Consider the following 25,570-nt stretch of genomic DNA (forward strand, 5'->3'; position numbering starts at 1 on the left):
AGGAGCGCGTCGGTGCATTGCGTATATCAGTTATTAGTGCGCATCGGCGGGTATGACCAGCACCTGCCCGAAGGATGGCGTTTGCGGCACGCCATCACAGCGATCGCAGATATTGCAGCGGGTTCACCGGTTCGCCGTCGTGGCGCAGCTCGATGCCGACCTGCGGGCGGCCCGGCCCGGTGGTGCCCAGCGGCGATCCCGCGACGACCTGCTGGCCGACCGCTACGTTGAGCGCGGCAAGCCCGGTCACCAGCGAAACCCAGCCTCCGGAATGTTCGACGATGACGATCTGGCCATATCCGCGATAGCGACCGGCATAGGCGATGCGGCCCGGCGCGGGCACCACGGCTTGCGCGTTGGCTTGCGTCGCCATGACGATCCCGCGCGACCGGCCCTGGCCACCGAGGCCCTGCTCACCAAAGCCGGTGACCAGCCGCCCTGCCAAGGGCAGCATCCAGATCGGCAGACCCTGCGGCGGCGGCGTGAAGATCGGTGCATCGACGACCCGGGAATCCTGCGGCCGCGGTGGGCGCATGATCGGCCCCGGCAGGCGTGCCAGCGCATCGCGCAAGGCACCGTCGCGGCCGATCGCACCGATCAGGTCGCCAAGATCTCGTGCCCGCTCTGCCAGAGCCAGCGCCCGGTCCGCTTCGCGCGCGGCGATCCCGACGGCCTGGCGACTGGCGATCCGCTGTCGCGCCTCCACCGCTGCCAGCTGGCGGCGTTTCTCGCCCAGCTGGCTCTCGCTGCTGCGCAGTTGCGTGGATGCCGCCTGGGCTGACTCCTCCAGCCTGCGCACCTGCTCGATCTCGCTGCGCAAGGCGGCCGTGCGGCGCTCCACCTCGGGCAGCATCGTCTCCAGCAGCGCCCGCATCGTCACGAGGTCGCGCAGCGATCCTGGCCGCAACAAGGCCAGCACCGGCGGCCGGCGCGACAGGCGCTGAAGCGCGGCGGTCAACCGGATCAGCGGGGCCTGCCGCTCGGCCAGCCGTGCCCGCAAGGTTGCGCGGGCCGAAGCGATCAGCTTCACCCGCGCTTCCTGCGCGGCGATCTGTGCTTCGGTTTCCTGCACTCGCGCCGCGAGCGCCGCTGCCTCGCGCGCGGTGCGATCCGCCTGCTGCGTCACGGCGCGCGCCTGCCCTTCGAGCGTTTCGGCGCGTCGCCGGGCCGCAACGCCTTGCGAATGGGCGAACGCAAGTTCGCGGCGGGTCTGCGCGACATCGTCCGCAGGCGCAGGTGGCGCATTCTGGGCGCTGGCGTTCAAGGCAAGCGTGAGGACGATCACCGCGGACGTGGATGCAGCCAGCCATGCCGCCAACCGGGATCGGAGCGGAGCAATCTGCTCTGGCAATTGCCTATTCGCCCGGACTGGATCCGTTGGAACCCACGATTGCGACCACCCCTCACCCGGCAGGTGATCGTGCGCGAGGACACTCGCAGCCCGCATTGGTTTACCCCGCCCGATGATAGGGGTGACCGGCAAGGATGCTGGTCGCGCGCCAAAGCTGTTCGGCCAGCATCGCGCGGACCATCAGGTGTGGCCATGTCATGGCGCCAAATCCGAGCAGCAGATCGGCTTCCCGGCGCGCGGCGTCGCCGTGGCCATCCGCCGCCCCGATCAGAAAGCGAGTCTCGCGCACGCCTTCGTCGCGCCAGCGGCCAAGCAGTTCGGCGAAGCTTTCCGATGACATGAGCTTGCCCCGCTCATCCAGCAGCACCGCGCGTGAGGGGGTGTGGGCCGGGGGTGGCACCCGGCCGCCGACGTCTGGAAGTTCGGTGTGACGAAACGGCCATGCCAGCCGTTTGGCATAGCGGTCGAGCAACTCGGCTTCGGGCGAGCGGGCGATCTTGCCCCGGGCGATGATGTGCAAAAGCATGGCAGCAGCGTAAGCGCCGGCGCGAACCCGCGCACCTCCCCTGGCGTGGGCCGGACGGCCACGCCGCCCGGCATCACGGTGTTTACGCGGCGCCGCCTTCGCCGAAGGCCCACATCCGCTCCAGGTTGTAGAAGGTGCGGACCTCGGGACGGAAAACGTGAACGACCACGCCGCCGGCATCCACCAGCACCCAATCGGCTGCGGGCAGCCCTTCGATGCGCGGATTGCCATGGCCGCCATGCTTCAACCGCTCGGCGAGCTTCTGGGCGATCGCGGCGACCTGACGGCTGGACCGGCCCGACGCGATCACCATGTGATCGGCGATGCTGGATTTGCCTTCTAGATCGATCGTGACGACGTCCTGCGCCTGGTCTTCGTCGAGCGAATGCAGGACGATGGCGAGTAGCGGATCGTCCGATCCGGGCTGAACCTGGGTTCCGACCGGGGTCGCAGTGCCGGCCTGGGCCGGTGGTAGATGTGCCTGTGGCATCTTAGGGGTAGTCAGCTCCTCTCTTGGGGGTACGCGGGACCGTCATGTGCTTGGAAGACGGCCATTCCGGATGGCGTGGGCGATGTCGGGGAAATGGTGGTCGCCAAGGTAAAGGGCAACCCGCACGCTCACGCCCCCGCTTCTGTATGGGCGTCTCCGGGGATCACGTGATGGGTAACCTCGTCGCGTATGCCTTTGCGTCTTGCCCCGAGGACCGACGAGCTGTCGGCCCAGTCCGGATCGGCACGACGAAGCGCCGTGGCCGAGCTCGGGTCGGGATCGAAACGCAAGATCAACAGCGCCGGGGCGCTCCACGTTTCCCGGAACTGTGGACTGGCGGGCGGCTTCCGGTACCGGCCCAGCCATGCCATCGCGGGGCTCGCGAAGGCGGCGCCATCATAGCCCGGACGCGCGATCACCGCAATCGGCATGAGTCGCGCCAGATTGCGCCACTGACGCCAGAGGTGGAACTGCGCGAGATTGTCGGCCCCCATCAGCCAGACGAAGCGCCGCCGAGGGTAGCGCCGCACCAGCTTGCGCAAGGTATCGACGGTGTAACGGGTGTTCAGTTCCCGCTCGATCGCGGTGACGCGGATAGGTGCGCGGCGGGTTCGCCGCCGCGCGGACGCGACGCGCGCAGCCAGTGGCGCCATGCCGGAACGCGGCTTTAGCGGATTGCCGGGCGAAACTAGCCACCATACCTCGTCCAGGCCGAGGGCGCGAATCGACTCGAGCGAGATCTTGCGATGGCCGCCATGCGCCGGATTGAAGCTGCCGCCAAGCAGCCCGGTAAGCGTCACGCGACGGCTTCGCCTACGGTCGCGCCTGACCGGTCCCGCGCACCTGCCACTTGTAGGTAGTGAGCCCTTCCAACGCGACCGGTCCCCGGGCATGCAGCCGCCCGGTGGCGATGCCGATCTCGGCACCCAGCCCGAACTCGCCCCCATCGGCGAACTGGCTCGATGCGTTGACCATCACAATCGCGCTGTCGACTTCGGCCAGGAAGCGCTCTGCCGAAGCATCGTCGGCGGTGATGATCGCGTCGGTATGATGCGAGGAATGCGTGGCGATGTGCTCCAGCGCCGGATCGAGGCCGTCGACGACCGCCACCGACAGGATCGCATCGAGATATTCGGTATCCCAGTCCTCGTCGCTGGCGGGCACCACGCGCGGGTCGAGCGCCTGCGCCCGCGCATCGCCGCGCACTTCGCAACCGGCGTCGAGCAGGTCGCCCACCAGCGGGATCGAATCGGGGAATTGCACATCGAGCAGCAACGTCTCCATCGACCCGCAGATGCCGGTACGGCGCATCTTGGCATTGAGCGCCAGAGCGCGCGCCATGGCAGGATCGGCCGATGCGTGGACGTAGGTGTGGCAGATGCCGTCGAGGTGGGCGAGCACCGGCACCCGCGCATCGGCCTGCACCCGCGCGACAAGGCTCTTGCCCCCGCGCGGCACGATCATGTCGATCAGGCCCGCCGCGGTTAGCATGGCGCCCACGGCCGCGCGATCCTGCGTCGGCATCAATTGCACCGCATCGGCCGGGACGCCCGCGCTCACCAGTCCGCGCACCATCGCGGCCAGGATGGCGCGGTTCGAGTGCAAGGCCTCGGTACCACCGCGCAGCAAGACTGCGTTGCCCGAGCGCAGACACAGCGCTGCGGCGTCGGCGGTGACGTTGGGACGGCTTTCATAGATGATCCCGATCAGCCCGATCGGGATGCGCACGCGCGACAGTTGCAGGCCATTGGGACGCTCGGTGTGGTCGATCACCTGCCCAACCGGATCGGGCAACGCCGCGACTTGCTCGACCGCATCCGCCATGCCCGCCAGGCGGGCGGCATCCAGCTTGAGCCGATCGAGCAACGCGCCGGAGGTGCCGCGTGCCTGCGCCGCAGCATAGTCGGTGGCGTTGGCCGCCAGGATTTCCGCCTCATCCTGGCGCAGCGCGACAGCCGCCGCGCGAAGCGCCTCGGCCTTTTGCGCGTCCGGCAGCAGCGCCAGCTGCCGCTGCGCGATACGACCGGCCTGCGCCAACCGCGTGACGAGGACTTCGGGCGACTCCGTGACGGAACTGTGCATATCCATGGTCGCCGCCTAACACCGCGCTGTAGCGATGTCACCGCAACAGCGCGTTCGAGTGATCGTGAAGTATTGCGATTTGATGGGTGTGGGACCGCCGATAATTCGATCCGTCGCGATCGGCTCGCGGCTCACCGCGTGTTCGCATCTGCACAAGACAGGCGGATTCGCCATCACGGCTCTTGGTCGATAGGGGCCGCGGCAACAACAGCTTACGCAAAAGCGGGGTCGAATTGAAAATGCCAGCCGCCGACGGGCTTCATGCACGTCTGCGGACCCTCTTCCCGGATCGCGAATTCTTCATGCGATCACAGGGCCAGGTCCGATTTATCAAATTGTCGACGAAGATTCAGGCACTTGCCGCGCTGGTGGTGGTCATCGTGGTCGCAGCCTGGCTTGCGACGATGGTGAGCCTTACCGTGTCGCAATGGTCCGCGAACCGCGAGCGCGGCGCCCTGCTAGATCGCGAGGCGCGAGTCGCGCGCCAGCAGCACCGGGTCGACGCCTATCGCCGCGACGTCCGATCGGTCGCATCCGATCTCGCGCGACGTCAGGATTTCATCCAGCGCATGGTGGAAGCCCATCTGGGTGACTTGCCCGAGGTCTCCGAGGCGGACGCCGCGGAGGTCAAAGCGCCGGAAAAGCTGAGCCGGGCTCTCCCCGAAGCCAGTGCCTTGGCTCGCATAGAGACCGAGCAACTCGCCTTCGTCGAGCGGCTGACCCGCTATGCCGATCGCCGCGCCAGCCGCACCGCCGCTGCGATTCGCGGCCTGGGCCTCAATCCGAATACGATGATTTCCAGCGCCCGGATGGCCGAAGGTGGACCGTTGCTGCGTTTGACGACCGCGCGCAACGGCACAGTCGATCCGCGATTCCGGCGCATGGGCATGAGCCTCGCGCGGATGGACGCACTGGCGTCCGGCCTTGCCAGCCTGCCCCAGGTTCAGCCGGCGCATGTCGCCTATGTCTCGTCCAGCTATGGCTATCGCACCGATCCGTTCAACGGCGGCGCCGCCTTTCACGCCGGGCTCGACTTTCCCGGACCGCTGGGTTCGGCGATCTATGCCGCCGCCAAGGGCACCGTCTCGTTCGTCGGCCAGAGGCAGGGCTATGGCAATTGCATCGAGATAAGCCATGGCAATGGGCTGCTGACACGCTATGCTCACATGTCCGCGCTTGGCGCACGTGTCGGTCAGCAGGTCGATGCAGGTGCCAGGATCGGAGCGATGGGCAGCACCGGTCGCTCGACCGGGCCGCACCTGCATTTCGAAGTTCGTATCAATGATCGGCCGGTAAACCCGCGCCCCTTTCTGGAGGCTGCAAGCCGTGCTCAACCCCGTCACACCCCGGACTCCTAGCTCGATGCCCAAACCCATTGGAACCCACCGTCCGATCAACGGCGCCACCGTATCGGTGCTTGGCGGCGACACCACGATCGCCGGCAGCATCAAGGCCGATACCGACCTGCACATCGATGGCCGCGTCGAGGGCGATGTCGCCTGCACCGCGCTGGTGCAGGGCGAAAACAGCGAAGTCGTGGGCGCCATCACCGCCGAATCGGCCCGGATCGCCGGCCGGGTCGAAGGTTCCGTTGCAGCGCGTGAGGTCGTCATCCTCAAGACGGCGCGGATCAGGGGCGACATCGTCTATGATTCGCTCACCATCGAGCAGGGCGCCCAGTTGGATGGCCGGCTGACCCCGCGTACCGCGCAATCGCAAACGATCACGCGCAACGTCGAAGGCGCCGAAGCCCGGCTGATCCTGGCTGCCGCCGTCCAGAAGCCCGAGCCGACCGAAAGCCAGGCGCAATCGGACGATTGAAGCCTGCCACCACCAACCCGTCGACCATGAAAAAGGCCCGGCCCGCATAGCGCGGACCAGGCCTTTTTCTGACCGTATTGCGGCGCTTATCAGCGAGCGGCGCGCTCTTCGGCTTCGGCGGCGCGCTTGGCTTCGAGCCAGGCGGCGGCTTCGGCTTCCTGGGCGGCCTGGCTGGCGGCGACCCGTGCATCGTCACGCTCCTGCCGCAGCTCCTCGAGCAGCGCCTGGCGATCATCGCCCAGACGCTCGTCGTCGCGACCATCGTCTTCGATGCCGGCCTTCTTCGCCGCCTTCGCCACAATACCGTCAAGCTCACGCTGCGAACACAGGCCCAGCGTGACCGGATCCTTGGGCGTGATATTCGAGATGTTCCAGTGACTGCGGTCACGGATCGCCGCGATCGTGGTGCGGGTGGTACCGATCAGCTTGCCGATCTGCGCGTCCGAAACCTCGGGGTGGTTGCGCAGGATCCAGGCGATGCCATCGGGCTTGTCCTGCCGCTTCGACACGGGGGTGTAACGCGCGCCCTTGGTACGGGTGACGTTGACCGGCGCCTTGTGCATCTTGAGCTTGTACGAGGGGTCGGCCTGACCCTTCTCGATCTCTTCCAGCGTCAGTTCGCCCGAGCGCACGGGATCGCGGCCGGTGTACTTGCTGGAGGCGAGGTCGTCCGCCATGGCCTGGACTTCCAGGATGTGGAGGCCGCAGAATTCGGCGATCTGCTCGAAGGTGAGGCCGGTGGTGTCGACCAGCCACGAGGCGGTCGCGTGCGGCATCAGCGGTGTGGGCTGGCTCATGTCTCTTGGTCCCGATACATTCGTATGGCGCAAAAACGATAAGGGCCGCCCCTTTGCGGAGCGGCCGTAGATGGCTGATCTAGGCAATCGCGGCGGATTCGGCAAGCTCTTCGGTCCATCGAGGCTGGATGGGGTCGCCAGGACTGCAATCACGCGCTCGTCAATCCATCGCCACGAAGCCCTTCAACTTCTCGATCCGCTTGAGCCAGCCGCACAGCGCCGGGTAATCGCGCAGGCGGAATCCGCCGGCCTCGCACACATGGGTGTAGGGGTAGAGCGCGATGTCGGCGAGGCTCGCCTGTCCGCCGACCAGCCAATCGTGTTTGAGCAGATGATCGTTCATCATCGCCAGCGCCGCTTCGCCGCCGACGCGCTTCGCCGGAATCTGATCGCGCTGGAATTTCGACAGGTTGCCTTCGCCCACGAACAGCAGCCAGAACCGCAGCGTGGCGACATTGGGTTCGTGATTGTACTGTTCGAAGAACATCCATCGCAGCATGTCGGCCCGTTCGAACCGGTCGGTCGGCACCAGCTTCGTCCCCTCGGCGAGGTACCAGCAAGCGGCGTTGCTTTCGGGCAGGAAGCGGTTGCCGATCTGCAAGGTCGGAATGCGGCCATTCGGGTTGACGTCGCGCAGGAATTCCGGCGTGCGCGTGTCGCCCCGCATGATGTCGTATTTACGGCGTGCCAGCGGCAGTCCCAGCAGCGCGGCCGTCAGCTGGATCTTGTAGCAGTTGCCACTGCGCGGATCCTCGTGAAGCGTCAGCTTGTCCATGCGTCCCCTTCCATTTGCAGTCAGCGTAGGGTCTAAGTCGCCAAAGCGGAACACCTTTCAGCCATCGCGTGATGTCGCGCCGGGATGAGAGCATGTCGACCCGACGATCGCATGACCGCGCGGCACGCTTCGGAACCTTCATCCGCCCGCATGCTTGTGAAGGCAAAGGGAGTTCACAATGGCATCGGTTACGATCAAGGCAGTTTCGGACAGTTCGGGTGGCGTCTATGCCGAAGTCTATCGTGACGATAGCACCGAACCTTACATGAAATCGCAGCCCGCCTTCGCTTCGGAAGAAGAGCTTGTGCAGCAGGTTCTGGACATGTGCCGCATCCATTTTCCCGATCATTTTCCGTACACGGACGATCCCACCATCGGCGTGTGATTCGCGAATCGCCGGCCCGGTCGCTCTCCGCCGCCGGGCCGGCTTGCAGCGAGCCTTTCTTCAGACCTCCAGCACGATCTTGCCGACGTGATCGCCCGCTTCCATGCGGCGATGCGCCGCGCTGGCGTCTGTCAGGGAAAATGTGGCATCCATAACCGGGCACAAGCGACCGCCTTCGACCATGGGCCACACGTTGGCGATGATCTCCTGCGCCAGCAATCGCTTGAACTCGACACTGCGCGCTCGCAAGGTTGAGCCGGTCAGCGTATAGCGTCGGCTCATCACCACCGCCATGTTGAGCTGGACCTTTGCCCCGCCCAGCACCGCGATGGTCACATGGCGCCCATCTTCCGCCAGGCATTTCAGATTACGCGCGACGTAGTCGCCCGAAATCATGTCCAGGACTAGGTTTACGCCCTTGCCGCTGGTGATGCGCGCCACTTCCTCGACGAAGTCGCTCGCCTTGTAATCGATGGCGTGATCGGCGCCGATCTCCACAGCGCGTGCGCACTTGGCCGCGCCTCCGCAAGTGACGATCACCGTCAGCCCGAACAGCTTGCCCAGCATGATCGCCATGGTGCCGATGCCGCTGGTGCCGCCGTGGACCAGCATCGTCTCGCCCTCGCTCGCCCAGCCGCGCTCGAACACATTGTGCCACACGGTAAACAGCGTTTCCGGGATCGCCGCCGCTTCGGCCAACGATAGCGAATCTGGGACCGGCAGGCATTGCGCGGCATCGGCGACGCAATATTCGGCGTAGCCACCGCCCGCGACCAGCGCGCAGACCCGCTCCCCCGGCAGGAGCGTCGTAACGCCCTCACCCAACGCCACGACGCTGCCCGATATCTCGAGACCCGGCAGCGGGGAAGCGTCGGGCGGGGCTGGATAAGTTCCCTGGCGCTGGGCCACGTCGGGACGATTCACCCCGGCAAAAGCGACCTTTACCAGCACCTCTCCCGGCCCCGGCCGGGGCACCGCGACCTGGCGGGGAACCAGCACTTCCGGCCCTCCAGGAGCGTCGATGGTGATGGCGGTCATCTGCTCGGGCACTGTGTTGGGCATGGTACCTGATGGCACAAGGCGAAGGCGCTTTGGAACTGTTTTCGCGCGTGTTTGTCGAGGCAGTTGACAGGTGAGGGATCGAGTCCGATGCTGCAATGCAATGGACGACGACGAGCGACCGCGGCGACGGTCGACCGAAGGAAACTTCGGTGCCGCCAGCCTCCTCTCCAGCGAGAGCCTAGAACGCTACTCGCTGGATGAACTCGACGCACGCATTGCCCTGCTCGAAGCCGATATCGCCCGCATAAGGCAATTTCGCGACAAGAGCGCGGCCCACATGCAAGCAGCCGATGCCTTGTTTCGGCCAAAACAGCGATGAACCCGATGCGTCGTCTCGAAACGGCAGGGCGGGTTCCTATATTGATGGAAACGAGTGCTGACCTTCGGGCGCATCAGGGAACCCTGGCCCGACAAGGAGCGCGATCCTACCCAATGAAAGAACGCTAAATGCCAAGTTTCGCGCAAAGCCTTGAAAAGACACTGCATTCGGCGCTGTCGCATGCGTCGGACCGTAGCCACGAATACGCCACGCTGGAGCATCTGCTGCTCGCGTTGATCGACGATACCGATGCGGCGCAAGTGATGACCGCCTGCGGTGTCGACCTGGGTGATCTGGGCGACGTGGTGCGCCAGTACCTGGACCAGGAATATCAGTCCTTGAAGACCGAGGAGAAGGGCGACCCCGCTCCGACCGCCGGCTTTCAGCGGGTGATCCAGCGCGCCATCCTCCATGTCCAGTCGTCCGGCAAGGACACCGTCACCGGCGCCAATGTGCTGGTCGCGCTGTTCTCCGAACGCGACAGCTATGCCGTGTACTTCCTGCAGCAGCAGGACATGAGCCGCCTGGATGCCGTCAGCTACATCAGCCATGGCATCGGCAAGGGCGGTCGCCGGATCGAGGACAAGAACGCCAAGGGCTCCGAAGAGCAGGCGCCCCATGCGTCCGAAGAAAAGTCGGACGCGAAGGGTGGCAACAAGAAGGAGTCCGCGCTCGACCAGTTCACCGTCAATCTCAACGAGAAGGCGCTGACCGGCAAGATCGATCCGCTGATCGGCCGTGGCCCTGAGGTCGACCGCACGATCCAGATCCTGTGCCGCCGCTCCAAGAACAACCCGCTCTACGTGGGCGACCCCGGCGTCGGCAAGACCGCCATCGCCGAAGGTCTCGCGCGCAAGATCGTCGAGGGCGAAGTTCCTGAAGTTCTCGAAGAGGCGGTCATCTACTCGCTCGACATGGGTTCGCTACTGGCCGGTACCCGCTATCGCGGCGACTTCGAGGAGCGGCTGAAGCAGGTCGTTTCCGAGCTGGAAAAGATGCCGCACGCGGTGCTGTTCATCGACGAGATCCACACCGTGATCGGTGCCGGCGCGACCAGCGGCGGGGCGATGGATGCGTCCAACCTGCTCAAGCCGGCACTGTCGGGCGGCACGATCCGCTGCATCGGCTCGACCACGTACAAGGAGTTCCGCAACCACTTCGAGAAGGACCGCGCGCTGCTGCGGCGCTTCCAGAAGATCGACGTGAACGAGCCGACGATCGAGGATACGATCAAGATCCTCAAGGGCCTGCGCACCGCGTTCGAGGATCACCACAAGGTCAAGTACACACCCGACGCGATCAAGACCGCGGTGGAGCTTTCGGCGCGCTACATCAACGACCGCAAGCTGCCGGACAAGGCGATCGACGTGATCGACGAAGTCGGCGCGATGCAGATGCTGGTGCCCCCCAGCCGTCGCAAGAAGACGATCACCGCGCGCGAGATCGAGCAAGTGATCGCGACGATGGCGCGCATCCCGCCAAAGTCGGTCAGTTCCGATGACAAGCGGGCGCTGGAAAGCCTCGAGCGTGATCTGAAGCAGGTGGTGTTCGGGCAGGACAAGGCGATCAACCTGCTGTCCACCGCGATGAAGCTGAGCCGTGCGGGCCTGCGCGATCCGGACAAGCCGATCGGCTCGTTCCTGTTCAGCGGACCGACGGGCGTCGGCAAGACCGAAGTCGCGCGCCAGCTCGCCACGATCATGGGCATCGAATTGAAGCGCTTCGACATGTCCGAATACATGGAGCGTCATTCGATCAGCCGCCTGATCGGTGCACCTCCGGGCTATGTCGGGTTCGATCAGGGCGGCCTGCTGACCGATGCGATCGACCAGAACCCGCATTGCATCCTGCTGCTGGACGAGATCGAGAAGGCACACCCGGACCTGTTCAACATCCTGCTGCAGGTGATGGACAACGGACGCCTGACCGATCACCACGGCAAGACGGTCGACTTCCGCAACGTGGTGCTCATCATGACCACCAATGCGGGCGCTTCGGACATGGCACGGTCGGGCATCGGCTTTGGCGACACCTCGAAGGCGGATGCCGGCGAGGAAGCAGTGAAGCAGATGTTCACGCCGGAATTCCGCAACCGTCTCGATGCGATCGTGCCCTTCGCCTACCTCGGCAAGGACACCATCAGCCGCGTCGTCGACAAGTTCATCCTCCAGCTCGAACTGCAGCTGGCGGACCAGAACGTGCACATCCAGTTCGATACGGATGCGCGCGAGTGGCTGGGTGAGCGCGGCTACGACAAGCTCTATGGCGCGCGCCCGATGGGCCGCCTCATCCAGGAGAAGGTCAAGCAGCCGCTCGCCGAGGAACTGCTGTTCGGCAAGCTGGCGCAAGGCGGCGAGGTGCACGTCTCGATCAAGGAGAACGCGCTGTCGTTCGAATTGACCCCGGCCCCGCCCAAGCTGCCCAAGGCGAAGAAGAAGGGCGCTGTGAAGTCGCCCGCTCCCGAAACCGGCTCCGAACCGGAAGCAAGCTCGGACGAGTAGGCCTTCGGGCCACTCGTTAAAGCCTGCCCTCAAGCATGGGGTGGAACCACGACGGTTCCGCCCCATTCTTCTGTGATGACCCGTGACTTCTCCTGGATCCGACCCGAACCCTGGGGAATTCATGTCACCCCCGCCGATGCCTGGATCGACCCCTCGCGTCCGGTCGATCGCGCGCTGGTCACTCATGGCCATGCCGACCATGCGCGAGGCGGCCATGGGGTGACGGTTGCCACGCCCGAGACGCTGGCGATCATGAAGCTGCGCTACTCGACCGAGGAAGGCGCGACGCCGGTGGCTTACGGCGAGACGATAAGCCTTGGCGGCGGCGTCGATGCGACCTGGTTGCCGGCCGGGCATGTCCTGGGTTCAGCGCAGATCCTGCTCGAGCATGCCGGCGAAAAGATCATCGTCACCGGCGACTACAAGCGCCGCGCCGACCCCACCTGCCCTCCGTTCCAGGTCACGCCATGCGATGTGCTTATCACTGAAGCCACGTTCGGCCTGCCAGTGTTCCGCCACCCACCGATCGAGGGCGAAATCGCCAAGCTGCTAAAAGCGCGGGCCGAGAACCCTGACCGCTGCGTGCTGGTCGGCGCCTACGCGCTGGGCAAGGCGCAGCGCCTGATCGCCGAAGTGCGCCGCGCCGGTCACACCGCGCCGATCTATCTGCATGGCGCGATGGAGCGGATGTGCCGGCTCTACGAGGAATTCGGCGTTGGCCTGGGCGACTTGCGTCTGGTCAGCGAGGTCAAGAAGGACGAGATCGTCGGCCACATCGTAGTCAGCCCACCCTCGGCGCTTAACGATCGCTGGAGCCGCCGCCTGCCCGATCCGATCACGGCGATGGCATCGGGCTGGATGCGCGTGCGCCAACGTGCCCGCCAGCGCATGGTCGAGCTGCCACTGGTCATCTCCGACCATGCCGACTGGGACGAACTCACCCAGACGGTGGTGGACGTGAACCCTTACGAGACCTGGATCACCCACGGCCGTGAGGAGGCGATGCTGCGCTGGTGCCAGCTGCACCAGCGTCGTGCCAAGGCGCTGGCACTGGTCGGCTACGAGGACGAGGACGACTGATGGAGGCGTTCGCCGCCCTCCTCGACGCGCTGGTCTATACCCGCAGCCGCAACGCCAAGCTCAAGCTCCTGGCCGACTACCTGCGCGACACGCCCGACCCCGACCGCGGCTGGGCGCTGGCGGCACTGACCAACGGGCTGGACTTTCCGGCGGTAAAATCCTCCACGATTCGCAACCTGCTCAGCGAGCGGGTGGACCCGGTACTCTACGCGCTCAGCCGCGATTTCGTCGGCGATAGCGCTGAGACCGCGAGCCTGCTTTGGCCGGAGCCCGACGCCGCGCCCACGCCGCCGACCGTGACCGAAGCGGTGGACGCACTCGCCGCGATGACCCGCGCCACTGTCGCAAGCGAACTGCCGCGCATGCTCGACCGTCTCGACTCGGATGGCCGCTATGCGCTGCTCAAGATGGCGACCGGTGCGATGCGGATCGGCATATCCTCGCGCCTTGCCAAGACCGCATTCGCGCAGGCGTTTGGCGTCACGGTCGAGGAAGTGGAGGAGCACTGGCACGGCCAGACGCCGCCCTACCAGCCGCTGTTCGCCTGGGCCGCACATGGCGAGGATGCACCCTCGTCCGAAGGCATCCCGCTGTTCCGCCCGTTCATGCTCGCGCATCCGCTCGATGAGACGATCGTCGATATGGTCGACTATGCCGCCGAGTGGAAATGGGACGGCATCCGCGTCCAACTGGTGCGCGCAAACAATGCGGACGGGACCGGTGAAACGCGCGTCTACTCGCGCTCGGGCGATGACATCTCGGCCACCTTCCCGGAAGTCGCCGCATCGTTGCCCTTCCCTGCCGTGCTCGATGGCGAACTGCTGGTACGCGGCTCGCACCAAGGTGGCGAGGAAGGCGGCGCGGCCAGCTTCAACGCGCTGCAACAGCGGCTCGGACGCAAGGTTGTGAGCAAGAAGATGCTCGCCGAGTACCCCGCCTTCGTGCGCCTGTACGACGCGCTGATCGTGGATGGCGAGGACTTGCGCGAACTGCCGTGGGAGCAGCGCCGCCAGCGGCTCGAAGCACTGATGCCGCGCCTCGATCCCGACGACTTCGACCTGAGCCAAGTGATCGAGGCCGGAACCCTCGATGAACTCGGCGAGATTCGCAGCCGCACCCGCGACGATGCGATCGAGGGGGTCATGCTAAAGCGCCGCGATTCGCCCTACATCGCCGGGCGGCGCACCGGCCTGTGGTACAAGTGGAAGCGCGACCCGTTGCTGGTCGACTGCGTGATGATGTACGCGCAGCGCGGCAGCGGGCGGCGCTCGTCGTTCTATTCCGACTACACCTTCGGCTGCTGGGATGGCGACCCGGATCAGGGCGCCGAGCTGCTACCGGTCGGCAAAGCCTACTCTGGCATCACCGACGAAGAGCTCAAGATGCTCGACAAGTTCGTGCGCCAGCACACGCTCAACCGCTTCGGCCCGGTGCGCGAAGTCGAACGCTCGCTGGTGCTGGAGATCGCGTTCGATTCGATCCACCTGAGCAAGCGCCACAAGTCCGGCGTCGCCATGCGCTTTCCCCGCATCAACCGCATCCGGACCGACAAGCCCGCCCACGAAGCCGACCGCATCGAGGCACTGAAAGCCCTGATCCGCGACTGACTTGGCGGTCGTCGACCATGCTATGCATCGTCTGAGGACTGCCCGACAGTTGCGAGGAACCGCGTGTCAGATCTCGCCGCGCACCGCGTGGTGGCCCATCGGCCCATGCCCCGCACCGAAATCGGGCGCCGCCTCGAGCGCCGATCGCACGAACGAGCGGGCATGCTGGATCGCCTCGACCAGCCCGTCTCCCCGCCCCAGCGCCGTGGCGATCGCACTCGATAGCGTGCAGCCGGTTCCATGATTGTGCCGGGTGACGATGCGCGGCGCGCTCCACGCGACGGGTTCGTGGTGGGGGCGCAACAAGCGGTCCAGCACTACGTCACCGGGGGCATCGCCGCCCTTGGCGAGATATGCGATGTCGCGCTTCGCCATCATCGCGTCACCCCCCAAGGCCGCGAGTTCGGCGACGTTGGGCGTCGTCACCACCGCCAGCAGCATCAGCCGCTCGAATGCCGCGCGGGTGGCGTCGTCCGCCAGGATCGAGCCGCTGCTGGCGATCATCACCGGATCGAACACGATCGGCACCGCCATGCCGTCGAGCAGATCGGCGACGACGTGGGCGATCGCGGGCGAGCCGATCATTCCGATCTTTACCGCATCGACGCCGATGTCGGACGTGCATGCCTCGATCTGTGCCGCGACCATTTCGGGCGAGAGGATGTCCACCGCCGTCACGCCCAGCGAGTTCTGCGCGGTGATCGCGGTGATCGCGGTCATCGCAAAGCCGCCCAGCATGGTGATGGTCTTGATGTCAGCCTGAATACCCGCACCGCCTCCACTGTCGGAACCGGCGATGGAAAGGATGCGTGGGGGTGGCCGCATGGGTTTCAGTTCTTGAACTGGCGCTGGTTGGAGGGCGGGCTCTTGGCATGATGCTTCCTGGCTCGCGTCGGCCGATCGACCAGTTCGCCGCCGCAGTTGGGGCAAAAGTCGTCCAGCGTCTCGGCGCATTCGGCGCAGTAAGTACATTCGAAGCTGCAGATGAACGCGCCCGGTGCCTCGGCTGGCAATTCGGTGCCGCAGCGTTCGCAGTCGGGGCGCATTTCCAGCATCAGGCGGCAGCCTTTTCCACGGCGGAGCAGATCGCGGCGACCATTGTTTCGACTTCTCCGGCATCGTCACCCTCGGCCATGACGCGGATGACGGGTTCGGTGCCCGAGGGGCGAATGACCAGCCGGCCCTTGCCGTTCAGCGAGGCTTCGGCATCGGCGATGACCGCCTTGACGCTATCGGCCTCAAGCGGCTTGCCGCCGCCGAAACGTACGTTGCGCAGCAGTTGTGGTACCGGGTCGAAGAGGTGCAGCAGTTCGCTTGCCCGCTTGCCCGACTGAACCAGCGCGGCAAGCACCTGCAGCGCCGCCACGGTGCCGTCGCCGGTCGTCGCATGGTCGAGCAGGATCATGTGGCCCGACTGTTCACCGCCAACGTTGTAGCCGCCCTTGCGCATCGCCTCGAGTACGTTGCGATCCCCGACAGCGGTGCGGACCAGGTCGAGCCCGCGTCCTTGCAGGAAACGCTCCAGCCCCAGGTTCGACATGACCGTCGCCACCACGCCGCCGCCGGTCAGACGTCCCTGCGTCGCCCACTCGCTGCCGATCAGCGCCATGATCTGGTCGCCGTCGACGACCTTGCCCTTCTCGTCCACCACGATCAGCCGGTCGGCATCGCCATCGAGCGCGATGCCGATGTCGGCGCCGGACGAAACCACCGTCTCCTGCAAGGCGGCGACATGGGTCGAGCCGCAATTGTGATTGATGTTCTTGCCGTTGGGATCGACGCCAAGCGCCACCACGTCCGCGCCCAGCTCCCAGAATGCCGAGGGCGCGACCTGATAGGCGGCCCCGTTGGCGCAATCGATGGCGATCTTAAGCCCGTCGAGACGGATCGCCTTGGCCAGCGAACCTTTGACCGCATGGATGTAGCGCCCCCGGGCATCGTCGATGCGTCGTGCCCGGCCGATCTGCTCGGCGGCGGCAAGCGGCATCTCCTGCGCCAGCATGGTCTCTATCGCCATTTCATCGGCATCCGAAAGCTTGAAGCCGTCAGGGCCGAACAGCTTGATTCCGTTGTCCTCATACGGATTGTGGCTGGCCGAGATCATCACGCCGACGTCGGCGCGCAGTTCCTGCGTGAGCAAGGCCACCGCAGGCGTCGGCATCGGTCCCAGCAGCACCACGTCCATGCCCACCGACGTGAATCCGGCAACCATCGCGTTCTCCAGCATGTATCCCGAAAGCCGCGTATCCTTGCCGATGACGACGCGGTGGCGATGATCGCCGCGCAAGAAGCGCGTGCCCGCCGCCTGCCCGACCTTCATCGCCATCGTCGCGGTCATCACGCCGGCGTTGGTGCGGCCGCGAATGCCGTCGGTGCCGAAAAATTGCTTGGTCATGCGCGTTCCTACGATCGTCACCTAATGGCCATTCCCTAGAACAGGCCACGTTACTGCGACGTTGCCGACAAATTGCTATGTCGTCATCGGGTGCTAGTGTCACGTCTCGTGCGTTCACGACGACATATGGCGACACAGGAAGATATGGACACAGTCGTAAGCGGCCAAAGCAGCGCGACCCGCATGCCCGAGATCAAGGTGCCCGCCGGCCTGACGTTCCTGGGTCTGGCCCTGGGACTGGCAAGCGGATGGCTGCTGCGTTCGACATCGGCCGCCGAATGGATTCTCGAAGTCGCCGGGCCGGTGGGCAAGCTGTGGCTGCAGGCGTTGACCATGACGATCCTGCCGCTGGTGGCGGGTCTGCTGTTCACCGGCGTGGTCGAGACGGTCGCCGCTGCCCGCGCCGGCGCCATGGCGCGGCGCACGCTTGGCCTGATCATTGGCGTCCTGGCGGCAAGCGCGCTGCTGGGCGGACTGGTCACGCCGCTGCTGCTGCAGCTGTCGCCGGTACCGGCAGGCGCCGCCGCCGCCATCGGCGCGCAGACCGCCGATCCGGGGCCGGTACCCGGCATGGCGGAGTTCCTGTCTTCGCTGATCCCCTCCAACATCGTCGCAGCCGCCGGCGCGAATGCGATGCTGCCGGTAATCGTGTTCTTTTCGCTGTTCGCAGTCGCCTCGACCCGATTGACGACAGAGCCGCGCAGGGCGCTGGCCGTGGTGTTCGAGGGTCTGGCCGGGGCGATGATGGTGGTGATCGGCTGGGTGCTGGCAATCGCCCCGATCGGCGTGTTCGGTCTGGCGTTCGGCGTCGCGGCTGGCAGCGGCGGCGCGGCGATCGGAGCGCTGGCCCACTACATCGTCATCGTCACCACCATCGGCACGATGGTATTCCTTGGCGGCTACGCCATGGCGGTCATCGGCGGCAAGCGCTCGCTGCCGGCTTTTGCACGCGCCATGCTGCCGGCGCAGACGGTCGCCTTCTCCACGCAATCGTCGTTGGCCAGCCTGCCCGCGATGCTCGTGTCATGCCGGCGACTGAGCTTGCGGGAGAACACAGCCGAGTTCTCCCTGCCTCTCGCGACCGCGCTGTTTCGCGCCACGGGTCCCGGGATGAACATGGCGGTCGCAGTCTATGCCGCGCACCTGACCGGAGTGACGCTGACGCCGATGGTGCTGGCCGCCGGCATCCTTACCGCCTTCGCGACCACCTTCGGCGCGGTGTCGCTGCCGGGCGCGATCAGCTTCGTCACCTCGGTCGGACCGATAGCCATCGCCATGGGCGTTCCGGTGGAGCCGCTGGCCCTGCTGGTCGCGGTCGAGATGCTGCCCGACCTGATGCGCACGATCGGCAACGTCACGATGGACGTGGCGATCACCACCGTGGTCGACCGATCCAGTGAAGATGCGCCTGTCGCCACGGTTCATTGAACGCCGCGACGTCAGGCCTCCAGCTCGACGTCCCAATAGAGCCAGTCTCGCCAGGTCTCGTGCAAGTGGTTGGGCGGAAAAGCCCGTCCGCGTTCCTGCAATTGCCAGCTGGTCGGCCGGATCGGCGGGATCAGCGGCGGCATCTTGGCCTGCTTGGGGGTGCGTCCGCCTTTCTTCATGTTGCATGGCGCGCAGGCGGTGAGGATGTTCTCCCAACTGGTGCGCCCACCCAGTCTTCGTGGCACAACGTGATCGAACGTCAGGTGCGCCGGGCTGCCGCAATACTGGCAGCTGAACCGATCGCGCAGGAACACGTTGAAGCGGGTGAAGGCCGGAAATTCGGACGGCTTCACATACTGGCGCAACGCGATCACCGAGGGAATTTGCATCGTCCAGCTGGGTGAATGCACTGCGCGTTCGTACGAACTGACGACATCGACCCGCTCCAGCACGATCGCCTTGATCGCGGTCTGCCATGGCCACAGGCTGAGCGGATAATAGGAGAGCGGCGTGTAATCCGCATTCAAAACGAGGGCAGGACAGTCGGTGAGACTGCGGGAGGGATCATCCTCCGCGCTGCGGAACCGGGCCGCGCGCTCGATCAGCTCCGACTTGAGCATGGCCTCCTGTTGCAGGCCGAGATTGCGGTTTGATGGCAACGCATGATTTCAATTCCAGCATTTGTGCGAGAAAGCGTCAAGTTCCGCGTGCTGCCCGCGGGGGCCGAAATCCACAGGCGAGCGCATGAAGGCGCCGCCGCGATCGGTACCGATGCGCCGTATCGCGTTGCCCCGTGTCCTCTTGCGCCAGATGCCGCCTTGGACGACATCCGGGAGCGATGATCCGCACGCGCTTCGCCCCCAGTCCCAACGGACCGCTGCACCTCGGCCATGCCTATGCCGCGATCGTCGCGCATGACGTCGCCTGGACGCGTGGCGGCACGTTCGTACTGCGGATCGAGGATATCGATGGCGAGCGCAGCCGCCCCGAGTACGTCGCCCAGATCCGCGATGACCTCGCCTGGCTCGGACTTGCGTGGGACGGACAGGTGGTGTTCCAGTCGCAGCGGCTGGCAAGCTATGCCGCTGCAGGCGAGCATCTCAAAGCGATGGGGCTGCTATACCCTTGCCACTGTACCCGCGCCCAGATCGTGGCCGCCGCGATCCGGTCAGGGCCGGATGGCCCGATTTATCCCGGCACCTGCCGGCATGCCGTGGTCGATCCGCAAGGCGCGGCCTGGCGTCTCGACATGGCGGCCGCCGTGGCGCTCGCCGGCCCGCTGGAATGGCTCGACGAGCTTGCCGGACGTCAGGCGGCCACGCCCGGTGCCTTCGGCGACGTGGTCCTGCTGCGCAAGGACTTGCCCGCCAGCTATCACCTCGCCGCGACGCTGGACGACGCGACGGACGGCATCACCCTGGTCACGCGCGGGGTCGACCTGTTCGCCGCCAGCCATGTCCACCGCCTGCTGCAAGCCCTGCTCGAACTGCCGGTTCCCACGTGGCATCATCACGCGCTGCTGATCGAGCCGGATGGACGCAAGCTCGCCAAGCGGCGCGGCTCACCGTCGCTGGCCGATCGGCGGCGTGGCGGAGAGGATGGAATGGCGCTGGCATCTGCCCTTCGGGACGGTCGCCTGCCCGCTGGTATTTCGCTCTCTGGAAGCCTACATCATCTCCCATGAACTACATCCTCATCCCCATCATCGGCGGCCTGATGATCATGGTCGTCATCAGCCTGATCCGCGGCATCATCGCGTTCATGCAGAGCACCCGCGCGGATCTCGAACGCGACCCGTCGGCGACCGGCGCCTCGCCGGCGCAGCTGATGCAGAACAAGATGATGTTCAACCGCATCAAGTATCAGGCCGCGGCGGTCGTCGTCGTGGCGCTGGTCATGGCGATGTCCAAGTAATCGCACCGGCACGCTGACTTGGTCCGCCTGAACCGCATCTACACGCGCACCGGTGACGATGGCACCACCGGCCTCGTCGATGGATCGCGCCTGCCCAAGCACGCCGCGCGCATGGAAGCGATCGGCGCGGTCGACGAGGTGAACAGCGCCATCGGCCTCGCGGTGTGCGCGCTGGGCGACACCTCGCATGGCGCTTCGCTCACTCGGATCCAGAACGATCTGTTCGATCTTGGCGCGGACCTTGCCACACCTGGCGATGACTTCGCGCCAAGCGAAATGACGCTGCGGATCGTCCAGGCGCAAGTCGACTGGCTCGAAGCTGCCATGGATGCGCTGAACGAGCATCTCGAACCACTGCGAAGCTTCATCCTGCCCGGTGGCAGCGAGGCTTCGGCGCGCGTCCATATCGCGCGGGCCGGTACGCGCCGCGCCGAGCGGGCCGCCACAGCCCTTGCCAGCGAAGCGCCGACCAATCCGGCCGCGCTCGCCTATATCAACCGGCTGAGCGACTATCTGTTCGTCCTGGCACGTGCGATCAACGCTGCCGGAGCTGGTGACGTGCTGTGGGTCCCGGGCAAGAACCGTTAGGTATCTCGCATGAGCGGCGGGGCGGTTTCGCGATGATCGCTGTTCCGGTTTGCCTCCCGATTCAATCCCGCTAGTCAGCACTCCGAGTTCATCAAGGGAGAGCCAACGGTGCAGACAGTCGCGATCATCGGTGCGGGTATCATGGGTGCGGGCATTGCCCAGACGGTTGCGGGCAAGGGCATGGATGTCATCCTGTCCGACGTGTCGCAGGAGCTCGCGGACAAGGGCAAGGCTGGCATCGCCAAGAGCTTGGCCAAGCTGGTCGCCAAGGAAAAGCTGACCCAGGCCGATGCCGACGCGCTGCTCGCCCGCATCACCCCGGTGGGCGATTATGCCGCGATGACCAAGGCGGACCTCATCATCGAGGCCGCGACAGAGCGTGAGGACATCAAGGCCAAGATCTTCGAAGCGGCCGGCAAGGTGCTCGGCCCCGATGCGATCATGGCGTCGAACACCAGTTCCATCCCGATCACGCGGATGGCGGCAGGCTCGCCCGACCCGGCGCGCTTCTGCGGCTTGCACTTCTTCAACCCGGTGCCGGTCATGGGGCTGGTCGAGGTGATCCCCGGCCTCGCCACCTCGCAGGACACCATCGACCGGATGAAGGCATTCGGCGAGGCGCTGGGCAAGACGGTGGTGCTCGCCGGCGACGCGCCGGGCTTCGTCGTCAATCGCATCCTGTGCCCGATGCTGAACGAGGCGATCTTCGTGCTGGGCGAGGGTCTCGGTTCGGTCGAGGACATCGACGCGGGCTGCAAGATCGGCCTGAACCACCCGATGGGTCCGTTGACGCTGGCGGACTTCGTCGGGCTCGACACGCTCTACGAGATCATGAAGGTGTTTCTCGCGACCACCGGCGATCCCAAGTACCGCCCCGCACCACTGCTGCAGAAGTACGTCGAGGCCGGCTGGTACGGGCGCAAAAGTGGCAAGGGTTTCTACGACTACTCGGGCGAAAAGCCGGTTCCCTCGCGCTGACCATCACGGAACCGACTCCTTCACCCGTGGGTTGCTGCGGGTGAAGGAGACTTTCCATGATCGACCAGAACCAGTCGCGCGAAGACATCGTGCCCGAGCAGGAAGACGAAGAGACCCAGGCGCAGACCGTCGCGGATGAGGCGATCGGTTTGGACACCCGCACTCCGGGCGAAAGCGAGAAGGACAAAAGCGGCCTGGAAGACGTCGATGCGCCCGACCTCATCGACCGCATGAACCAGATGGAAAGCAGCGGCCGCATCGATATGGGTGCCTTCGACGGCGAAGAGACCATGGACGATCTCGAGAACAAGTACGGCAGCCGCAATGCGGCGGACGACGAGTTCTCCGAAGACGACAGCTGAAAGATTGAGGTTGGCATGCGACGCGGCGCCCGCTGCCGCGCGAGCACAAGCTTGGTCGCCTGCTGGCCTCGTCATTCATCGTCGCCGAGAGATTTGCAGGTGATCAAGGGCCGGGAGCGCACAAGCCTCACCGATCGGGAGTTCGGGAGCTCCCGAGCTGTAGTCCTTCCTCTATGCGAATGAGTGAGGCGAACTTGGCCTAGGATATGGGTAAGGCAGAAGAATAGATTAGGACGAACCTGCCAAGACCCTACTTCGCCGGCACGTCCTTCGCCCATGGGCCCGCGTCATCCGAAGGCTGCGTGACAGGCGTCGGTTTCGCCGCTTCGTCATCCTGCGACGGAATCGAGCAGTAGGCAGTAAGCAACACCCCGGCCGACCACCACAGTGCGCGCCAGCGGCTGCGGAATACCGTTTTCATCGAAGGCCCGAGCGTCGAGATCATCCCCTCGCCATGCGCCTATGAGGGTTAAGCTTCCGTGCCCGCCTCGCGTTTGAGCACGTAAAGCAGGTCCAGCGCCTCGCGTGGACTGAGCGCGTCGACATCGACATCCTTGAGCCGATCGCGCAGCGTGTCGCATTTCTCCTCGTGCGCCAGCGCGGCGGCGGCGAACAGTGGCAGGTCGCCCAGACCCGCCGCCAGACCGCCCGTGCGGGCGCGGCCCTTCTCCAGCTTGTCCAGCACCGACTTGGCACGGCTGACGACTTTGGCCGGCACGCCGGCAAGCCGCGCGACCGCCAAGCCATAGCTGCGATCCGCAGGGCCTTCCGCCAGTTCGTGCAGCAGCACTAGGTCACCCTTCCACTCTCGCGCGCGGACATGATGCAGCGACAGTGCGTCGCACGTCTCGGCGAGGCGCGCGAGTTCGTGGTAATGCGTGGCGAACAGGCAGCGGCTGCGATTGGTTTCGTGCACCGCCTCGGCCACCGCCCAGGCGAGCGCGAGACCGTCATAAGTCGAAGTGCCGCGGCCGACTTCGTCCAGAATCACGAAGCTCCGCTCGGTCGCCTGCGACAGGATCGCGGCGGTCTCTACCATCTCGACCATAAAGGTCGAGCGCCCACGCGCCAGATTGTCCGAGGCGCCGACGCGGCTGAACAGGCGATCGACCAACCCGATCCGCGCCTTGGCCGCAGGCACGAAGCCGCCCGCCTGCGCCAGCAGCACGATCAGCGCGTTCTGGCGCAGGAAGGTCGATTTGCCGCCCATGTTGGGTCCGCCGATCAGCCATAGCCGATCCGACGCCGACAGCCGGCAATCGTTGGCGACGAAGCGCTCGCCGCGAGCCGTCAGCGCCGCCTCGACCACTGGATGACGCCCACCCTCGATGGTGAGGCATGGCTCCTCGACGATCTCGGGCGCGCTCCAGCCGCCCTGTGCCGCTTGCTCGGCCTGCCCCGCCGCGACATCGATCCGGGCCAGTGCGGCGGCGGCGGTGGCGATCGCATTGCGTGCCGCCACGACGGCCGCGACCAGCTCTTCGAAATGCGATTCCTCGGCCGCGAGCGCATGGCCGCCAGCCTCGGCGATGCGGCTCGCCTCCTCGTGCAAGGCCAACGCGTTGAAGCGCATCGCCCCGGCCATGGTCTGCCGGTGGGTGAAGCCGCTTTCCGGCAGCAACAGCTTGTCGGCATGACGCTGCGGCACTTCGACGAAATAGCCCAGCACGTTGTTGTGCTTGATCTTGAGACCGGTCACTTCGGTCTCGTCACGATACTTCGCCTCAAGCGCGGTAATCGCGCGGCGTGCGTTGCCGGAAATTTGGCGCAACTCGTCCAGCGCGGCATCGTAGGCTTCGGCGATATAGCCGCCCTGTCCGCGCTCGGTCGGCGGGGCGGACACCAGCGCGCGTGACAGCCAGTCCACGAGTTCGCCATGCCCCGCGAGCGACGGCATGATCCTCGCCAGCAAAACCGGCAGGCCCTCCCGCCGCGCCAGCCGCTCGTGCAAGGATCGCGCACCGCCAAGGCCGTCGCGCAACTGGCCAAGATCGCGCGGCGATCCACGACCCGCCACGACGCGGCCCAACGCACGCCCGATATCCGGCAACGCGCGCAAGGCGGCGCGCACGTCATCGCGCAGCAGCGCATCCTCGTGCAACCAGGCAACCAGCTCGAGCCGCTCGGCGATGGCCTGGCGATCGAGCAACGGCGCCGACAGATCGTCCGCCAGCTGGCGCGCGCCCGCGCCGGTGACGCAGCGATCGATCGCGTCGATCAGGCTGCCTTTGCGCCCGCCTTGCGCCGATTGCAGGATCTCGAGGCTGGCGCGTGTCGCCTCGTCCATCGCCAGCGTCGCGGCGTTCGCGCGGGCTTCGGGCGGCAGCAGCAAGGGCAGCTTGCCACGCCCGACATGATCGAGATAGGCGATCAACCCACCCGCCGCGCCCAGCATCGCCCGGCTGAACACACCGAACCCGTCGAGTGTGGCGACGCTGTGCACAGCCCTGAGCCGCGCCTCACCCGCGTTGCTGGCGAAGTCGCGCGCCGGTCGGTCGATGGCCTCCAAAGGCATACCCCAACCCTCGGGCGCGACCAGTTCGGTGGCGCCGACCCGCGCCAGCGCCGCACCCATGGCTTCCGGCTCGCACTCTTCCAGCTCCATGCGCCCGGTGGAGATGTCGATCGCGGCGATTCCGATCGTTCCGCGCACTTCGCACACGGCCGCCAGCACGTTGGCCCGGCGTGGTTCGAGCAACGCCTCCTCGGTCAGCGTGCCGGCAGTGACGAACCGCACGATATCGCGCGCCACCAGCGTCTTGGAGCCGCCGCGCTTCTTGGCCTCGGCCGGGCTCTCGACCTGCTCGGCGATAGCGACCCGGCAACCCGCGCGGATCAGCCGGGCGAGATAGCCTTCGGAGGAATGCACCGGCACCCCGCACATCGGGATCGGTGCGCCATCGTGCTCGCCACGGCTGGTCAGCGAGATGTCGAGGATCGCCGCCGCCGTCTTCGCATCGTCGAAGAACAACTCGAAGAAGTCGCCCATGCGGTAGAACAACAGGCAATCGCCCGCCTGCTCGCGCAAAGCGAGATACTGCGCCATCATCGGAGTCGGAGCGGAGCCATCGGCCATCGCCCGCACGGTTAGCGCCCCGCGCGGCAATAG

Annotated in this window: 27 protein-coding genes; 13 read left to right on the top strand and 14 right to left on the bottom strand. The window is 65.9% G+C overall.

The genetic code is table 11. The annotated features are described in order from the left end of the window. Window positions 1-94: 94 nt before the first annotated feature. From ACXJ1Z_RS07015 to ACXJ1Z_RS07035, 5 genes are all read right to left on the bottom strand, one after another. Window positions 95-1,318: a murein hydrolase activator EnvC family protein gene (locus tag ACXJ1Z_RS07015; protein ID WP_463780587.1), complete on the bottom strand. Its 1,224-nt coding sequence runs from the start codon at window positions 1,316-1,318 to the stop codon at window positions 95-97. A 133-nt stretch (window positions 1,319-1,451) separates the two neighbouring features. Continuing rightward, complete coding sequence (locus tag ACXJ1Z_RS07020) at window positions 1,452-1,877, bottom strand: 23S rRNA (pseudouridine(1915)-N(3))-methyltransferase RlmH (RefSeq protein ID WP_463780588.1); 426 nt, start codon at window positions 1,875-1,877, stop codon at window positions 1,452-1,454. A gap of 82 nt (window positions 1,878-1,959) precedes the next feature. After that, window positions 1,960-2,367 (bottom strand): ribosome silencing factor, encoded by a 408-nt coding sequence (gene rsfS / locus ACXJ1Z_RS07025; RefSeq protein WP_463780589.1) that lies wholly within the window; start codon window positions 2,365-2,367, stop codon window positions 1,960-1,962. Window positions 2,368-2,495: 128 nt separating this feature from the next. Continuing rightward, window positions 2,496-3,167, bottom strand: a complete 672-nt coding sequence (locus ACXJ1Z_RS07030) for a nicotinate-nucleotide adenylyltransferase (RefSeq protein ID WP_463780591.1) — start codon at window positions 3,165-3,167, stop codon at window positions 2,496-2,498. Window positions 3,168-3,180: 13 nt separating this feature from the next. Further along, the gene (locus tag ACXJ1Z_RS07035; RefSeq protein WP_463780593.1) at window positions 3,181-4,449 is read right to left on the bottom strand and encodes a glutamate-5-semialdehyde dehydrogenase; all 1,269 of its coding nucleotides are present in this window, start codon (window positions 4,447-4,449) and stop codon (window positions 3,181-3,183) included. A gap of 335 nt (window positions 4,450-4,784) precedes the next feature. On the opposite strand from ACXJ1Z_RS07035, the gene ACXJ1Z_RS07040 reads away from it, so the two are divergent. Further along, window positions 4,785-5,807, top strand: a complete 1,023-nt coding sequence (locus ACXJ1Z_RS07040) for a peptidoglycan DD-metalloendopeptidase family protein (protein WP_463780595.1) — start codon at window positions 4,785-4,787, stop codon at window positions 5,805-5,807. Between the two features lie 4 nt (window positions 5,808-5,811). Then, window positions 5,812-6,270, top strand: coding sequence for a bactofilin family protein (locus ACXJ1Z_RS07045; protein ID WP_463780597.1), 459 nt, complete (start codon window positions 5,812-5,814; stop codon window positions 6,268-6,270). Between the two features lie 89 nt (window positions 6,271-6,359). On the opposite strand, the gene ACXJ1Z_RS07050 is transcribed toward ACXJ1Z_RS07045, so the two are convergent. Together ACXJ1Z_RS07050 and ACXJ1Z_RS07055 are read right to left on the bottom strand one after the other, a co-directional pair. Further along, the gene (locus tag ACXJ1Z_RS07050; RefSeq protein WP_463780599.1) at window positions 6,360-7,067 is read right to left on the bottom strand and encodes a DUF1013 domain-containing protein; all 708 of its coding nucleotides are present in this window, start codon (window positions 7,065-7,067) and stop codon (window positions 6,360-6,362) included. Window positions 7,068-7,227: 160 nt separating this feature from the next. Next, window positions 7,228-7,842 carry a glutathione S-transferase family protein gene (locus ACXJ1Z_RS07055; RefSeq protein WP_463780601.1) on the bottom strand — a complete coding sequence of 205 codons (615 nt, stop codon included), beginning with the start codon at window positions 7,840-7,842 and terminating at the stop codon, window positions 7,228-7,230. Window positions 7,843-8,020: 178 nt separating this feature from the next. Between ACXJ1Z_RS07055 and ACXJ1Z_RS07060 the strand changes: the two genes are divergently transcribed. Then, window positions 8,021-8,227 carry a hypothetical protein gene (locus ACXJ1Z_RS07060; RefSeq protein ID WP_463780602.1) on the top strand — a complete coding sequence of 69 codons (207 nt, stop codon included), beginning with the start codon at window positions 8,021-8,023 and terminating at the stop codon, window positions 8,225-8,227. A gap of 60 nt (window positions 8,228-8,287) precedes the next feature. On the opposite strand, the gene ACXJ1Z_RS07065 is transcribed toward ACXJ1Z_RS07060, so the two are convergent. Beyond that, entirely contained in the window at window positions 8,288-9,289 is a 1,002-nt protein-coding gene (locus ACXJ1Z_RS07065; protein ID WP_463780604.1) for an NAD(P)H-quinone oxidoreductase, read from the bottom strand. Window positions 9,290-9,389: 100 nt separating this feature from the next. On the opposite strand from ACXJ1Z_RS07065, the gene ACXJ1Z_RS07070 reads away from it, so the two are divergent. From ACXJ1Z_RS07070 to ACXJ1Z_RS07085, 4 genes are all read left to right on the top strand, one after another. Next, entirely contained in the window at window positions 9,390-9,608 is a 219-nt protein-coding gene (locus tag ACXJ1Z_RS07070; RefSeq protein ID WP_463780606.1) for a DUF1192 domain-containing protein, read from the top strand. Window positions 9,609-9,736: 128 nt separating this feature from the next. Beyond that, complete coding sequence (clpA, locus tag ACXJ1Z_RS07075; protein ID WP_463780607.1) at window positions 9,737-12,109, top strand: ATP-dependent Clp protease ATP-binding subunit ClpA; 2,373 nt, start codon at window positions 9,737-9,739, stop codon at window positions 12,107-12,109. Between the two features lie 75 nt (window positions 12,110-12,184). Continuing rightward, the gene (locus ACXJ1Z_RS07080) at window positions 12,185-13,189 is read left to right on the top strand and encodes a ligase-associated DNA damage response exonuclease (protein ID WP_463780609.1); all 1,005 of its coding nucleotides are present in this window, start codon (window positions 12,185-12,187) and stop codon (window positions 13,187-13,189) included. Next, window positions 13,189-14,796 (top strand): cisplatin damage response ATP-dependent DNA ligase, encoded by a 1,608-nt coding sequence (locus ACXJ1Z_RS07085; RefSeq protein ID WP_463780611.1) that lies wholly within the window; start codon window positions 13,189-13,191, stop codon window positions 14,794-14,796. Before ACXJ1Z_RS07080 ends, ACXJ1Z_RS07085 begins: the two co-directional genes overlap by 1 nt. Before the next feature lie 66 nt (window positions 14,797-14,862). Here the strand turns inward: ACXJ1Z_RS07085 and thiD are convergent, their stop codons facing one another. Genes thiD through glmM form a run of 3 tightly spaced genes read right to left on the bottom strand, consistent with a single transcriptional unit; the run spans window position 14,863 to window position 17,191 of the window. Continuing rightward, on the bottom strand, window positions 14,863-15,621 hold the full coding sequence (gene thiD / locus ACXJ1Z_RS07090) for a bifunctional hydroxymethylpyrimidine kinase/phosphomethylpyrimidine kinase (RefSeq protein WP_463780613.1): 759 nt from the start codon (window positions 15,619-15,621) through the stop codon (window positions 14,863-14,865). Window positions 15,622-15,626: 5 nt separating this feature from the next. After that, the gene (locus ACXJ1Z_RS07095; protein WP_463780614.1) at window positions 15,627-15,851 is read right to left on the bottom strand and encodes a DUF1272 domain-containing protein; all 225 of its coding nucleotides are present in this window, start codon (window positions 15,849-15,851) and stop codon (window positions 15,627-15,629) included. Then, window positions 15,851-17,191: a phosphoglucosamine mutase gene (glmM, locus tag ACXJ1Z_RS07100; RefSeq protein WP_463780615.1), complete on the bottom strand. Its 1,341-nt coding sequence runs from the start codon at window positions 17,189-17,191 to the stop codon at window positions 15,851-15,853. The genes ACXJ1Z_RS07095 and glmM overlap by 1 nt, the downstream gene beginning before the upstream one ends. A 144-nt stretch (window positions 17,192-17,335) precedes the next feature. Between glmM and ACXJ1Z_RS07105 the strand changes: the two genes are divergently transcribed. Then, window positions 17,336-18,619, top strand: coding sequence for a dicarboxylate/amino acid:cation symporter (locus ACXJ1Z_RS07105; RefSeq protein ID WP_463780617.1), 1,284 nt, complete (start codon window positions 17,336-17,338; stop codon window positions 18,617-18,619). Window positions 18,620-18,630: 11 nt separating this feature from the next. Here the strand turns inward: ACXJ1Z_RS07105 and ACXJ1Z_RS07110 are convergent, their stop codons facing one another. Continuing rightward, on the bottom strand, window positions 18,631-19,239 hold the full coding sequence (locus ACXJ1Z_RS07110; protein WP_463781191.1) for an HNH endonuclease: 609 nt from the start codon (window positions 19,237-19,239) through the stop codon (window positions 18,631-18,633). Window positions 19,240-19,457: 218 nt separating this feature from the next. Between ACXJ1Z_RS07110 and gluQRS the strand changes: the two genes are divergently transcribed. From gluQRS to ACXJ1Z_RS07135, 5 genes are all read left to right on the top strand, one after another. Further along, a complete protein-coding gene (gene gluQRS / locus ACXJ1Z_RS07115) occupies window positions 19,458-20,303 on the top strand; it encodes a tRNA glutamyl-Q(34) synthetase GluQRS (RefSeq protein WP_463780618.1) in 846 nt (281 codons plus the stop codon). Then, the gene (locus ACXJ1Z_RS07120; protein WP_463780619.1) at window positions 20,300-20,533 is read left to right on the top strand and encodes a hypothetical protein; all 234 of its coding nucleotides are present in this window, start codon (window positions 20,300-20,302) and stop codon (window positions 20,531-20,533) included. The genes gluQRS and ACXJ1Z_RS07120 overlap by 4 nt, the downstream gene beginning before the upstream one ends. An 18-nt stretch (window positions 20,534-20,551) precedes the next feature. Continuing rightward, window positions 20,552-21,121 (top strand): cob(I)yrinic acid a,c-diamide adenosyltransferase, encoded by a 570-nt coding sequence (locus ACXJ1Z_RS07125; RefSeq protein ID WP_463780621.1) that lies wholly within the window; start codon window positions 20,552-20,554, stop codon window positions 21,119-21,121. Window positions 21,122-21,229: 108 nt separating this feature from the next. Then, entirely contained in the window at window positions 21,230-22,099 is an 870-nt protein-coding gene (locus ACXJ1Z_RS07130; RefSeq protein ID WP_463780623.1) for a 3-hydroxyacyl-CoA dehydrogenase family protein, read from the top strand. 56 nt (window positions 22,100-22,155) lie between these two features. Further along, window positions 22,156-22,461 (top strand): hypothetical protein, encoded by a 306-nt coding sequence (locus ACXJ1Z_RS07135; RefSeq protein ID WP_463780624.1) that lies wholly within the window; start codon window positions 22,156-22,158, stop codon window positions 22,459-22,461. A 250-nt stretch (window positions 22,462-22,711) separates the two neighbouring features. Here the strand turns inward: ACXJ1Z_RS07135 and ACXJ1Z_RS07140 are convergent, their stop codons facing one another. Both ACXJ1Z_RS07140 and mutS read right to left on the bottom strand, forming a co-directional pair. Then, window positions 22,712-22,906 carry a hypothetical protein gene (locus tag ACXJ1Z_RS07140; protein WP_463780626.1) on the bottom strand — a complete coding sequence of 65 codons (195 nt, stop codon included), beginning with the start codon at window positions 22,904-22,906 and terminating at the stop codon, window positions 22,712-22,714. A 24-nt stretch (window positions 22,907-22,930) separates the two neighbouring features. Then, a complete protein-coding gene (mutS, locus tag ACXJ1Z_RS07145) occupies window positions 22,931-25,537 on the bottom strand; it encodes a DNA mismatch repair protein MutS (protein WP_463780627.1) in 2,607 nt (868 codons plus the stop codon). Window positions 25,538-25,570 lie beyond the last annotated feature (33 nt).

Source organism: Novosphingobium sp. TK46 (assembly GCF_055361525.1).